The sequence below is a fragment of the Acinetobacter sp. 148 genome (assembly GCF_031196675.1).
Taxonomy (GTDB): domain Bacteria; phylum Pseudomonadota; class Gammaproteobacteria; order Pseudomonadales; family Moraxellaceae; genus Acinetobacter; species Acinetobacter baumannii.
Map to the genome: position 1 here is coordinate 24,489 of NZ_JAVIMT010000081.1, position 13,398 is coordinate 37,886.

A 13,398-nucleotide genomic window follows, 5' to 3' on the forward strand; every position below is an offset into this window, starting at 1 on the left:
AAAAGGAAGCTTCGGCTTCCTTTTTTATTTCTGGTTTATTTCGAGGGATGGAAAATAAATACATCATAGTTTCTGTAATGCAAAGTTTTTACTGACGGGTCTTTAGTTGCAAAATTATGAGGTTGACTTATCACGATCAGATCTTGTTTTTGCATTAGAGCATCTTGAAGCTGCTGTTCGCTCCACAAGTACTTTTTGAGTTGCGGTTCAAATAACAAACCATCTTTAATTTCTAAAGAGGCACTATCTGAATGTACAGTATCCCATTGGTTTACGATATAAACAGGGTGCTTAAGTTGTAAAAGGAATGGAACATCATAGAAATAATAATTGTAGAAAACGATTTTTGTAGATGGGGCAATGTACTCAGCAAAATCTGTTTGGCTTACATTGTTTTTGGTATCTAAAATACGAACAGCAAATGGGACTGCACTACATAGAACAATTAAACTTATAAAAATATAGGTCAAATAGTTCAATTTCTGTTTTTTATATAGCCCCACTAACACAAGTGGAAGCACAATTAATAAGGCACCAATGAGATAAATAAATATGGCTTGGTTTTGGAAAAAGGGCTGATGTGCACGAATAAAATATGGTGTTGCACTAACGCCAATTCCAACAAGTATAGTAAATACAGGAATACCCCAAGTCTGCAATCTGGTTTTATTACTGCTTTCAAGAACCTTATTCATCACAAGCGCAAAGAAAATGGCAAGAGGCGGAACAGCAGGTAAAATATAGCCTGCTAGCTTAGAATGCGGAATAGAAAAGAAAACAGTAACAGAAACAAACCACCATACAAATAGGGCAAGTAAAGAGCATGATTTATAATCTTTAAAAATGGTTTTTATAGACGTAAATCTACTCGCAAAAAGCCATGGTAAAAAACTGACAAATAAAATCATCAGATAGAAGCACCATGGCTGTTTGTTATTAAACTCTTTTGAACTAAAACGATTAAATTGTTGATCAATAAAAAAATAGTGTAAAAATTGAGGATATTTACTTTGTACTAAGTAGAGCCACGGACTAACGATGAGTAAAAATAACAAGATAGCCAATGGATTAAGAAGAGAAGGTATTTTCTTCCATTGCTTGGTGTAAATTAACCACGGTAAAAGAATCATCCCGGGAATTAAAATCCCAATTAAACCTTTGCTTAAGAAGGCTGCTGCACCAGCGATATAACCTAAAAATAAAATAGATTTCCGTGCATAAATAGTGAAGTCCACAAAACATAAAACACTAATGGTGATCCAAGAGGCGAGCAGTAAATCATGGTTAATGTATTGGCTACTACCAAAAAAAAGCAGGTTAGTAGCTAAAATAATAACGGTAAGTTGTGCAACGCTTTCTGAAATATGCTTTTTTACGAATAAAAATAGACCGACTAGCATGAGTGTAGCGGCTAAAACGGGTACTAAACGTAACACCCATACATGCACACCCAAAAGCTCCATAAACATTGAACTTAACCAATGTAGTAAAGGAGGCTTATGCATGAAAGGTAAACCATCGATTCGTGGAGTTAACCAGTCTCCAGATTCGAACATAGTACGGCTAATATCTCCATAGCGACCTTCGTCTGGTACAGATAAGGGCCTAATCCAAGATAAAACAAATAGCCAAATCGGTAAGAATATTAATAAAAATTTGGAACTACGAAGCCATTGCTGCATACATAATCCTTAATGTTGGAATGCAAAAAAACGGTTAAGTAAAAAAGTCACCATAGATGTCAGAACAATTGCAGTACACACTAAGGTTGAAATAGGTACGTTAAAATAGAGGCTTGAAAGTAAAAGAAAACTTTCATTAAATAAAAAACCTAAGCCGGCAACCAACGTGAATTTTGGGAGAGTCTGCCGATGCGTAAGATGTTGCGCTTTAAACGTAAAAACGCGGTGCCCAAAATAGCTCACCCAATAGGCGAGTAGAAAAGCGCATAAATTGGCATATTGCAGTGCAACATGTTTCTTAAATAGAAGCATGGCTACACTATAATGAGTAAGTGCTGCTGCGGTTCCTGTAGTAGTAAACCGCGCAAGCTGAAGAATATGAGCAAACATTAGAAACTAGAGAACGTATTTTCTTGGTGGGTGATTGAATGTTCCTGCTTAGTACGAGAATGTTCGGTAGAAATAATATATTTTGGGCGGTTTTTAACTTCAGCATAAATGCGGCCAATGTATTCACCTAAAATTCCAATGAATAACAATTGAATGCCACCTAATAGCGTCATACCTGCCGCAAGTGTTGCCCAGCCCGGAATGGAAATTCCCTCAATCAAAGTTTTAATGATAATCCACACTCCGTAGCTCATCGCACCTAAGGCCAGAATTGCACCTAAGTAAATACATACGCGTAAAGGTAAATCAGAAAAACCCGTTAAACCTGACATGGCCAAGTTAAAAAGAGATTTTAAGTTGAAGCTAGAACGGCCATGTTGACGTTCTTGCTCAGAAAAATTAATGCCTATACTTTTAAAGCCAACCCAAGCATATAGACCTTTCATATAACGATTTTTTTCTGGTAACTGTTTGATGGCTTCAACAACTTTTGCATCAAGAAGTCGGAAATCTCCAGCACTTTCTGGAATATCAATAGGTGAACTTAAGTTTAAAATACGGTAATAAGCTTGGGTTAGAACACGTTTAAGCCATGATTCGGTTGTACGATTACGAATACCATAGACCATGTCATAACCATTTTTCCAAAGATTAATCATGGTTGGAATTGCTTCAAATGGATGTTGAAAATCAGCATCAATCAGTAGAGCAACTTCACCAGTCACATGGTCTAAACCAGCACTTAAAGCTGCTTCTTTGCCAAAGTTCCGTGAAAGCTCCAGCACAACTAAAGGATAATCCTCAATCATTGTTTGTAAAATTGGAATGGTATCGTCTTTACTTCCATCATCTACCACAATAATTTCATAGCTAAGATTTTGCTGTTTTAGACTATTTGCCAAAGCAGGAATAAAGGTTTTTAAATTCTCTGCTTCGTTGTAGGCTGGAACAACGCAGGATAAAAAGGGTTTTATATTCATTGCATTGCCCCTAGTCTGGTGAGCTGGATACCGTATTGTTGACAATCAAGTTGGAACTGAGCCGAACTGAAGTATTGATATTCTTGAATTCGGGCGTGTTGAATTGGATCTTGATCATTTGATTGTGCAAGTGCTGGATGGCACATAATCAGTAAATGGTCTTTTGCATTCGCAAGCCAATATTGATTGAGTTCGCCATAATTGGTCAGTTTGAAATCATAGATGCCAGCAAATTGGCCATTTTGATTAAAGTGATATGTCTGGCAAGCTTTTGCCAAAGAGTTAGAACCTAATGCTGAGAGCATACGAGTTTTAAAACGGTAATGAGGGGGATTGATCGGCTGTTGTAAATTTCGAATCCAACCCGTAAATTTTTTCTCTTTTAGTAATTGCAGCAAAATATCACGTATAAATGGAAATTGATGAATGTGTTGATGACCATCTATAAAGTCAGGTTGTTTTCCTAATACTGAAACAAATAAGTCCCATTGCTCCTCAATACATTGAGTGATTAATTCGCGATTAAGACTTGCAGACCATGCTCGGACTATAAGCATAGGTAAGGGAAAAAACAGATTACCCGAAGCGAAAGCATGGGTAAGATTTAAATGTAAACCGATATCAACTCGATCACTAAACGGTTTTAATTTGGCAGCAGCAGTTTCCCATAAATCAGATTGGGTCATACATGAGGTGGCTTGAAGCGCACCTTGTTCAATAAGTTGAATAATTGCGTCAGATATTTCTGCATTCATTGCAAAGTCATCTGCGCAATAGCACACCTTTGCCATATCTAAATTCCACCATAGGGCAGGGTTACAGAATTATTCTGCTTAGCTGCTGAAAAACTATACGTTTTTAATATGGAGAAATTTCCTTAATTCCAACTTAAAGTTTTCTTAAGGTTTTATGACAATTGATGTAAATTAATTATTTGAATTTATTTAATTTTTTATAAAATTTAAGTCAATTTTTTTAAGAAATAAGCTTTAACTATAAGATTTTATAGTAAATAAAAATATAATCTGTACACTTTAATTAGCCTATAAATAAGTTTATTTAGATACTTTTAAACGTGAATAGGCAGTAATTAAAAATATAACCCCAATAGTCGCAAGAAAAATTAATTTCGGGGCCACGACATTTAAAGGCACGCCCATTTGATTAAGTTGTACAAACATCTGTACGGCGTGTGTAGAGGGTAAACACCAAGCAAACCATTGCAACCATTCAGGCATGGCTTGATGAGGCCAGGCGGCACCAGTTAATAAGAAAAGAGGAACTGAGCTAAATACAATAATATGTCCGGCACGTTCCGGTATATCTAAAAGTGAGCCAATCAGCATACCTAAACCAATTACACAGCTAATAAAAATAGGAACAGCGACTAGCAAACCGACAAAGTTTCCACCGTGTGGATAGTCATTGAACCACAAGGTAAAACCAAAAAGATAAAAACTTCCTAAACAACCAATTGTAAAGATACTGGCAAAAATTCCTGCAAAACGAATAGGGGTAATTTTTTCATGTTGTTCGCGGTAACTTGCAACCAGCATGGCCAGACCTAACACAATTGTTTGGTGAATAATAAGTGATGCAACTGCAGGAAAAATATAACTACCGTAGCCTGAAAGCGTATTAAATAAAGGCATTTGGTGAATAGAAAGAGCAGGCTGGAAGTGTGTACGTTGTCCAAACCTTTCAATATATTCCTTTAAGGTTGCTTCAATAGAAGTGGCAAGACCTAACCCAATTTCTTTAGTTTTTAAAAAGTTGGTTGTGCTTAAGTATAAGCCGATTCCGCCAGTTTCTCCGCGGCGTAAGCTCTGCGTTAAATTGCTTGGTAAAAGTAAAATACCATCGGCTTTTTGTTCGCGGACCATTTGTTCAGCTTCAAGAAAATTAGCAGTGACATCAACAATTTTAACGTGAGGGCTATTGGCTGTTTGGCCAATGACTTGAGAAGTTAAAAGACTTTGTTCTTCATCAACAATGACGATTGGAATTGATTCTGCGCGCTCAGCTTTATAGGCTGTCGGATAAAAAAAGCTATAAAGAATGACGGATAAAATAAGTGTTGTGAAAACTGAACTGTTACTCACAATATCTTTAAATGTTTGAACGTAAGCCTTTAAAAATTCCTTCATGGTGTTGCTCCTTGAACCAGTTTTTTAAGCAGCAAACAACTTAAAAAGAAATAAATAAGGCAGTAGCCAATAAGTATTAAGAAAGGAGACATCGAAATGAAAAGTGGACTTCCAATCACCCATTGTTCGGTCTGGAGCTTTGCATAAGGGGTGTACGGAATAATCAGTGACCAAAATTTAGTGAAAATCGGTGCATTATTTAATGGTAGAGTAACGCCTGCAAAACTTAAAGAAGATCCGCCATATACTGCAATAAAACCAAAAGTTTTACTTAAATTTTTGGTCGCGAGAATGACGGTACTACTAATTAAAGCATAAGAAAAATAAAGCAAGAACTGAGCAGCTAATAAGAAACTTAGTGAACCTGCTACAAACCAGCCTCGAATTTCAACCAGCCAAAACATCCATAACCAAGTCCAGAAACAGAAAATAAAGCTATACAGCAAATTTTTAGCCAATAAGCCTTGAATAAAACTCTCTCGGTTCACCCACTGTGTTAGTGTGCCGCGTTTAATTTCTTGTCCAATGGCAAATGCCACACAGCAACATAGTAATAAATGTAATACGGCTGGAACCATGAAGGGTTCTAAATAGAACTCATAGCTCATGCTTGGATTATAAAGCGTTGAAATTTTGACGTGTGCTGTAGGTACATCTAAATAGGGAATATTATTTGCAAGATAATTCTGGCCAGCATAGTCTGCTAAAGCATTGAGAGTGCTGACTAACATCGCCGAGGAAATCGTGTTCCCGACACTAAAAAAAGATTGGTTAAAAGCAATACTGATTTGAGCATCTTGAGCTTTCACAAAACGTTTTTCGGCACCATCCGGAATAAAAACATAACCCCATATTTTGGTTTCATTGAGTAATCTCTCGGCTTCACTTGAGCTTGTAGTAATTGTTTTTACATCGACTGTATGATTTAGCGAAAGATACTTTCCAATATTACGGCTCAGTTCACTCTGGTCTTGATCAATAATGGCAATGGGTAAATGTTCAGCTTTACCTGCATAAAACATGCTGCTAAACAAAAAAATGATAAAAGCAGGGATGAGTGTCACCATACACAAATCCCATTTATTGCTTTTTAAATAGTTTAGTTCACGTAATATGCTGGCAAACATGTTTTATTTTTCTTCTTTAATTTTAAATAGAACACTCATGCCCACTTTTAAGTCTTTGACAGGACGCTCAGGCACCAAATGTAATTTAAAACTACGAATGTCATAACCACCGGTCTGACGTGTGGTTTTAATGGTGGCAAATTCGCCTTCGGCATCAATATTTTTCACTTTAAACATCACACTTTGATTCAGCGCAGGAATAAAACCTTCCAGTGTTTTGTTTTTATAAACAGAAGCGTATTGGTTTTCACCGACATTTAAACTAACCCACAAATCATCATCTTCTAAAATGCTGACAACAGGTACACCCATAGCAACGAGTTCAGAAGGTTTGCCATAAGTTTTTGAAACTGTACCTGAAATAGGAGCGAGTAAACGAGTTTCTGCCTCAAGTGCTTGAGCTTCACTTACCGCGGCTTTTGCAATCTCAACTTGTGCATCCGCTGTAGATTTCTGCTGACTGGTACTTCCGCGCTTTGCTCGAGCATATTGTTGATAAGCTGCTTCACTTAACTCTTGAGCAGAAGTCTGTGCGGCTAACATCTCATCTCGTCTTTGACGAGAAATAACACCTTGTCTATATAAATTTTCTCCACGTTGATAAGTGGTTTTAGCAAGGTTTGCCTGTGCTTTCATACTCTGCCAATTGGCATAAAGAGTATCAATATTTTCCTGTTGAGAGCCTCGGTCTACCGTAGATTGAAATGCCAAAGCTGATTGTAGGGTGGCTAAAGCTTGTTGTTTTTTAGCTTCTATTTCAGGGCTGACTAAACGAACAAGGGGCTGACCTTTGGAAATTTTCTGGCCCTCTTGCACATAAATTTCTTCAATACGGCTCGGAACCTTAGTACTGACATGAACTGTTTCAGCCTCAACTCGGCCTTGTAATTCAATAGGCTTAGGTTGATAGCTTTTCCACAAACCAAAAATGATTAATCCTAATAGAGCAATAACCACGACCGCAATAATTAGTTTAATTTTCGAATTTTTAGGAGGTTGAGAATCACTTTTACTCGTTTTTACTTCTTGAGTATTGTCGGTTTGAGTATTTTGCTGATTTTGGTGAGTTTCTGCCGTACCCGCAACAGGAGAATTTTGTTCTGAATGAGCTGAGTCTTGATTCATGTTATGCCCCCATTAGCGAATATAGTCAGTGTGTGGTTGAGTCACATAAGCTTTAAACTGGTCCATAGAACCATGGCTTTGCAACAGAGTTGCGAGCGACATGACATATTTATAAGCATTTAAAGCCATTTCTGTTTTTAAAGCACTTAATGCATTTTGTGCATCGATCACTTGAGTCGCTGTACCCATGCCTTCTCGGAAAGAAAGTTCCTGAATACGTAGGTTTTCTTGAGCTGCGCTGATATTCCTTTGTAATAGCGTATGACTTTGCTGTGCTGAATTGAGCTCGTTATAAGACTTATTCAATAATGCTTCAATCTCTTGTTTAGTTCGTTCAGTCATGAGTTCTGAAGCATAACGTTTTAACTCGGCAGCATGAATATTCTTATTTTTATCTACGCCAGAAAAAAGATTGTATTTTGCCATAACACCTACAATCCAGTTTTCATTTTCATCGAGTGAATACTCACCAAAAGCGAAAAGACTCGGTTTTTTTGCTGCTTGTTGAGCCTGAATATTTGCATTTGCCAATTGAGTGTCTAACTGCATTTTTTGCACAAGGCTAGATTTTTGAGAGTAACTGCTTAAAAGAGATTCTAACGATTGGCTACGAACAGTATTTACAAAAAGAGGAGTACTTAAATCAGCATTATTTTGCTGGTGCAAAAGATTGTTTAAATTAAATTGGCTAGCATTCAGATTTGCCTGCGCATTTTGTAGAGTTCGTTCGGCATTGTTACGAGCAACTTCAAACTGCATACGTTGCCCTTTACTAATAAAACCTTGCTGTTCGAGCTTTAACGCATTGCTGTAATGTTTTTGCATTGCATTAAAGTTAAATAGACTACTTGCAACCAGTTGTTGTTGTAATTGCACATTAAAATAACTTTGTACGACTTCGAAGCGCTGGATATCTTGTTGTTGTTGGCTTGAAAGCTCGGAGCGTTGAGCCTGAATGTTAGCTATTTTTTTTGCACTAGTCGTTAAGCCCCCTGTGTAGAGCGGCATCACCACTGAAATAGATGGTCGGACTACTTGGTCTTCTACAGTCAAATTAGCGTAGTCAGGAAAACGATTTATACCGTCATGTATGATTTGGTTTGAGCCTTCCTGAACTTGACCTAAAACATCTGATGGAATGACATTGTTCCACTGGGATAATTTATCATTGAGTCCTTGGCTTAAATCATTTTCAAGTTTTTGTTTAAAAGAGCCTAAGGGTACATCTGTTTCGCTATGAAAAGCATATGCTCTCACATTTAAATCAACTCTGGGGAGTCCTAAACCTTTTACCGCTTCGGCTTCTAACTGAGAGGCTTGTTGTAATGCTTGGTTGGCTTGAGTGCTGTATGAGCTTTTTAAAGCCTGTTGTTCTGCTTCAGCATAACTTAAACTTTGCGCATAAATAGGCGTTGCAATTAATACTCCCAATACCAACGCAAGGTAATTGGGTTTAAACAAAAAAGGACGTTTAGACTGTCGATATTGATGTGTTGGCATTTTATATAACAATTTTTGATCATCCCTTATAGTTTAAATTTCTTGTTATTAAATTCAATTATCATATTGTTTATTATACAATTGTATAAAAGCACAAAATGATTTTGAGTTTATTTTTGCTTGATGGAAAATCATACAGCAAGTTTTTATATGTTCATCACAGTATGGGAAACTATATTCACAAGTCAAGTTGAACTTTATTTAATAAAACTTATAAAAAAATAAGTGAAAGCAATGAAATAAATAAAATAGTTATTGAAAAAATAGGCATAAACACGCCCTAGCATTGAAATATTTACTAGAGAAGCTGCTGCAACCTTAAGCAATCTGTGGTTAAATGCCTTTTTTTATTGTGTTTCACTTTTACAAGGGAAAAATCATGCGCGCGTACAATTTCTGTGCTGGTCCTGCTGCATTACCTACTGCCGTTTTAGAAAAAGCTCAACAAGAATTGTTGGATTGGCAAGGTAAGGGCCTATCCATCATGGAAATGAGTCACCGTAGTGCTGACTATGTTGCTGTTGCGGAAAAAGCTGAAGCAGATTTGCGTAAGCTCATGAATATTCCTGAAAACTATAAAGTGCTATTTTTACAAGGTGGCGCGTCATTACAATTTTCAGCAATTCCTTTAAATCTGCTTGGAAAAAATAACAAAGCAGATTATATCCATACTGGCATTTGGTCTGAAAAAGCTTTAAAAGAAGCAAAACGTTATGGCGATATTAATGTTGTAGAAGCTGGTATTAAAGTAGACGGTAAGTTCGCCATTTCTGAGCAAAGCGACTGGAACTTATCTGACGATGCAGCTTATGTCCATTATGCCGATAACGAAACAATTGGCGGTTTACAGTTTGCTAGCGTTCCTGATGTTAAAGCACCACTGGTATGTGACTTCTCATCAAGCATTTTATCTGCTCCACTTGATGTTTCGAAATTTGGTCTCATCTATGCAGGTGCGCAAAAAAATATTGGTCCTGCTGGTTTAACAATTGTTATTATCCGTGATGACTTACTGGATCAAGCTAAAGCAGAAATTCCAAGCATTTTAAAATATGCTGATCAAGCCAAGAATGGCTCTATGGTAAATACACCATCGACTTATGCTTGGTACTTGTCTGGTTTAGTATTTGAATGGTTACTAGAGCAGGGTGGGGTAGATGCTATCCATAAAGTTAACCTTGAAAAAGCTCAGTTACTCTATGGTTATATCGATTCAAGCGACTTTTATAATAACCCGATTGCCATTCCAAATCGTTCAATTATGAATGTACCATTTACTTTGGCAGATGAAGCTTTAGAAAAGCAATTCTTGAAAGAAGCTGAAGCAAATCACTTATTGAACTTAGCAGGTCACCGCTCAGTAGGTGGTATGCGTGCAAGTATTTATAACGCTGTACCATTAGAAGGCGTTCAGGCGCTTATCCGCTTTATGGATGATTTTGCTAAACGTAATGGTTAAATTATAAAATGAATAAAGCCCTCAAAAAGAGGGCTTTATTTTTATATAAATGATCAATTAAAAAGGCATAAAACCAAATTGATGTATCATAATTGCGGCTAAGAACATACCCAAAACGAAAAAGCAAAACGCACCAGTATCGACCCTTATACGTGGGTTACTAGTTTGAATGAGGCTGGTGGTTTGTTCAGGTATAATCTTCATTCAATAGCCTAATTTTTAAAATATTAGTGAAATTCAATTAGTTTCACTATTTTTAGCATAAATATTCGCCTGAATCCAGATATTGCCACGAATATATTCGCCAATATTAAAGTTTTTGTACAAATCATTTTTTGTAGCAATGCGCACTAATATGGCAGGAAGGTTGTCTTCTAAAACTAAAGTGACATCATAAAGGGTATATTCTGCACCCATAAATGACATTGAAGTTTTACCGACAATATTACCTTGGAACCAAGCTTCATCTTCTTGACCAAGATTTTCTCCATATAAATATGCAACCATTTTAGAAAAATCAACCGTTACAGGTTCTTGATCTTCTTTAGTTTTTGGTTGCCATTCATTAATCAGTTCTTGTAGGTTTTCGGGTGCAATTCCATTATGTTCAGTTAAAATCGCATTTAATGCACGGTGATGTTTAATTGACGCTGGATCATCTACGACAATTGTTTCTCCCGCAGGCACTGATTCTAATTCATAGGCCCATGCATTAAATTGGACTTGATAAGTTTGGGTTTTGTCATATTGGCAACGATTAACGCTAAATAAATTATCAAATGCATAAATCGTTGTACTTTTATTTAATTTTAAACTTAATACCGCTTGAGTAGCAGAGTCACAAGTAATGATGCGCTCAATTTGGGCATTATATTGATAAGGACTATCAAAACTCGGGAAGGCAGTTTTTAAAGCGCGAGGTTTTTGATTTTCAACTGCAATAATTTGATTAATAGTGACCTTCTGACCTTGTGGGCCTTGAATGAGCCAAAAAGATTGATCCATTTCGTCTTCATTTTGGCATAAACCCATTGGCATTACAGGAGCATCAAGCGCTAGTCCAAGCCATTTTGGTACATCTGTCTCTGGACGGGAAGTCAGTAGATTCCAATGCTCTCCATGACTACCAAAATTTTGGTCGTTTACCGTAACAACTTCTGGACTGTTTTGATTTTTCATAGGTACGATTGATGTTGGGTTTATCTCACTTGATATATTAAATCGAGGGTAATTGCTATTTTTCAAGTCAACATATGTAAATTCTCTTGTAAAAGCACGTATTTAGTTATTAAAAAGTTCTCCATCTAGCAAAACATGTGTTGTTAAGAGTGCATATAAATAATCATTAACATATTGTTCAAATTAAATTTAGAAAACAAGTTTTATATTTAGCGCTATTCTCTAATGAAATGCATCTGTTAGACTTATATTTTTAGTGGAAATAGAGAATAACGTGCTGCCATTCAAGTTGTGGGTAGACGCAGATGCATTACCTAAAATTTTGCGTGAAGTCATTTTAAGAGCTTCGGATCGTTATCAATTAGAAGTGATTTTTGTAGCCAATCAAAATGTCGGTATTACTCCTTCAGTACGTATTAAATCTCTGCAAGTTTTAAGTGGGGCCGATCAAGCCGATCAGGAAATTGTGAATCGTATGTCTGAAAATGACATTGTCATTACGCAAGATATTCCGCTCGCAGCTCAAGTTATTGAGAAAGGTGGTATTGCGATTCACCCACGTGGTGAGGTGTATACCACAGCGAACGTAAAAGCACGTTTGCACTTACGTGATTTTATGGATACGTTGCGCGGCGCAGGTGTACAGACGGGTGGTCCACCACCTATTTCAGAACGTGATAAGCGCGAATTTTCTAGCGCACTCGACCAAACGATTTTAAAGCAAAAACGTAAAACTGCTTAGTGAGCCTCTTATGCCATCCCAAACCAACTTGGCTTCAACTTATGTCTTGCTTGTATTTATCTGGGCAACGACACCTTTAGCCATTGTATGGAGCGTATCTGACTTACATGTCATGTGGGCCTTACTGTTACGGTTTTATATAGCTTTGCCTCTGTCGGTTATTGTTTTACTTGTTCTAAAAACTTCTTTTCCAACTCATAAGCAAGCTTTACATAGTTATTTTGCAGGGTCTTTTAGTTTAATCGGCTCGCAAATTTTTACCTATGCTGCGACCCAATATTTAAGTTCTGGCATGATTGCCTTGATGTTTGGTCTAGCACCCATTATGGCTGGGTTGATTGGTCGTTTTGCTTTTGGTCAGCATCTTTTTAAATTGCAGTGGCTAGGTATGGCTGTTGCTGTTTGTGGACTAGCGATCATTTGTTTAAATGGTTCAAATCAACATGTGCATCCATTTGGCATTGTCTTAATGTTGGTCAGTGTTTTTGTTTATTCATTTTCTATATTTTGGGTAAAGAAAGTGAATGCCAAAATTCAGCCAATGGCTCAAGCGACCGGTTCGATCTTGGTTTCTTCAATTTTGGCAAGCTGCCTTATTCCATTTATTTGGCAATATGCACCGACTCATTTACCACAAGCTAAATCTTTATTTGCATTAATTTATACAGTTCTGATGGCTTCACTTGTGGCTATGTTCTGTTATTTCAAACTTGTTCAGAATATAAAACCAACCACTTTATCGTTAACGACAGTCATTACACCAATGCTAGCAATGATCATTGGAGCTGTTTTAAACCATGAACAATTGTCGATTATGGTTTTTGTGGGAGCTTTCATTATCTTATTTGGTCTATTTCTATATTTTTATAAAGACATTCAAGCAAATCGTAATTTTGCTCAACATATTAAGTCTAAGTAGGAGAAGATGAGGGTAATTTGTTGAGCTTATTCATTAAATTGTTCTAATTCGTAGCTAAATGCATGATCAAATTGATCTCATATCTTAAGTAGTAGAAAATAGCGCAGCAATATAATATTAGGATTGTTAAGGATAGATCAGAACTTAC

13 protein-coding genes and 1 pseudogene are annotated in these 13,398 nt (G+C 36.7%); 3 read left to right on the forward strand and 11 right to left on the reverse strand.

Annotated features, from left to right (window positions below; genetic code table 11):
• Nucleotides 1-35: 35 nt before the first annotated feature.
• From RFX69_RS14005 to RFX69_RS14040, 8 genes are all read right to left on the reverse strand, one after another.
• On the reverse strand, nucleotides 36-1,682 hold the full coding sequence (locus RFX69_RS14005; RefSeq protein ID WP_289332552.1) for a glycosyltransferase family 39 protein: 1,647 nt from the start codon (nucleotides 1,680-1,682) through the stop codon (nucleotides 36-38).
• Between the two features lie 9 nt (nucleotides 1,683-1,691).
• Nucleotides 1,692-2,072: a GtrA family protein gene (locus tag RFX69_RS14010; RefSeq protein WP_000457364.1), complete on the reverse strand. Its 381-nt coding sequence runs from the start codon at nucleotides 2,070-2,072 to the stop codon at nucleotides 1,692-1,694.
• Nucleotides 2,072-3,052 (reverse strand): glycosyltransferase family 2 protein, encoded by a 981-nt coding sequence (locus RFX69_RS14015; RefSeq protein ID WP_001022408.1) that lies wholly within the window; start codon nucleotides 3,050-3,052, stop codon nucleotides 2,072-2,074. Before RFX69_RS14015 ends, RFX69_RS14010 begins: the two co-directional genes overlap by 1 nt.
• Nucleotides 3,049-3,843 (reverse strand): ChbG/HpnK family deacetylase, encoded by a 795-nt coding sequence (locus RFX69_RS14020; protein ID WP_289332551.1) that lies wholly within the window; start codon nucleotides 3,841-3,843, stop codon nucleotides 3,049-3,051. The genes RFX69_RS14015 and RFX69_RS14020 overlap by 4 nt, the downstream gene beginning before the upstream one ends.
• 264 nt (nucleotides 3,844-4,107) lie before the next feature.
• Complete coding sequence (locus RFX69_RS14025) at nucleotides 4,108-5,199, reverse strand: ABC transporter permease (protein ID WP_000657703.1); 1,092 nt, start codon at nucleotides 5,197-5,199, stop codon at nucleotides 4,108-4,110.
• Nucleotides 5,196-6,326: an ABC transporter permease gene (locus RFX69_RS14030; RefSeq protein ID WP_000458055.1), complete on the reverse strand. Its 1,131-nt coding sequence runs from the start codon at nucleotides 6,324-6,326 to the stop codon at nucleotides 5,196-5,198. The genes RFX69_RS14025 and RFX69_RS14030 overlap by 4 nt, the downstream gene beginning before the upstream one ends.
• Before the next feature lie 3 nt (nucleotides 6,327-6,329).
• The gene (locus RFX69_RS14035; RefSeq protein ID WP_001070881.1) at nucleotides 6,330-7,451 is read right to left on the reverse strand and encodes an HlyD family secretion protein; all 1,122 of its coding nucleotides are present in this window, start codon (nucleotides 7,449-7,451) and stop codon (nucleotides 6,330-6,332) included.
• Between the two features lie 12 nt (nucleotides 7,452-7,463).
• Nucleotides 7,464-8,951 (reverse strand): TolC family protein, encoded by a 1,488-nt coding sequence (locus RFX69_RS14040; protein ID WP_001142049.1) that lies wholly within the window; start codon nucleotides 8,949-8,951, stop codon nucleotides 7,464-7,466.
• A 379-nt stretch (nucleotides 8,952-9,330) separates the two neighbouring features.
• Between RFX69_RS14040 and serC the strand changes: the two genes are divergently transcribed.
• A complete protein-coding gene (gene serC / locus RFX69_RS14045; RefSeq protein WP_001203177.1) occupies nucleotides 9,331-10,410 on the forward strand; it encodes a 3-phosphoserine/phosphohydroxythreonine transaminase in 1,080 nt (359 codons plus the stop codon).
• A 57-nt stretch (nucleotides 10,411-10,467) separates the two neighbouring features.
• On the opposite strand, the gene RFX69_RS14050 is transcribed toward serC, so the two are convergent.
• Both RFX69_RS14050 and RFX69_RS14055 read right to left on the reverse strand, forming a co-directional pair.
• Nucleotides 10,468-10,614, reverse strand: coding sequence for a hypothetical protein (locus RFX69_RS14050; protein ID WP_000691794.1), 147 nt, complete (start codon nucleotides 10,612-10,614; stop codon nucleotides 10,468-10,470).
• Between the two features lie 33 nt (nucleotides 10,615-10,647).
• On the reverse strand, nucleotides 10,648-11,589 hold the full coding sequence (locus RFX69_RS14055) for a hypothetical protein (RefSeq protein ID WP_289332550.1): 942 nt from the start codon (nucleotides 11,587-11,589) through the stop codon (nucleotides 10,648-10,650).
• Between the two features lie 256 nt (nucleotides 11,590-11,845).
• On the opposite strand from RFX69_RS14055, the gene RFX69_RS14060 reads away from it, so the two are divergent.
• Together RFX69_RS14060 and RFX69_RS14065 are read left to right on the forward strand one after the other, a co-directional pair.
• The gene (locus RFX69_RS14060) at nucleotides 11,846-12,331 is read left to right on the forward strand and encodes a YaiI/YqxD family protein (protein ID WP_001985538.1); all 486 of its coding nucleotides are present in this window, start codon (nucleotides 11,846-11,848) and stop codon (nucleotides 12,329-12,331) included.
• A 10-nt stretch (nucleotides 12,332-12,341) separates the two neighbouring features.
• Complete coding sequence (locus tag RFX69_RS14065; RefSeq protein WP_001140078.1) at nucleotides 12,342-13,250, forward strand: DMT family transporter; 909 nt, start codon at nucleotides 12,342-12,344, stop codon at nucleotides 13,248-13,250.
• Between the two features lie 29 nt (nucleotides 13,251-13,279).
• On the opposite strand, the pseudogene RFX69_RS19415 reads toward RFX69_RS14065, so the two are convergent.
• Nucleotides 13,280-13,360: pseudogene (locus tag RFX69_RS19415) on the reverse strand (PilZ domain-containing protein); the annotation flags it as partial.
• Nucleotides 13,361-13,398: the final 38 nt, after the last annotated feature.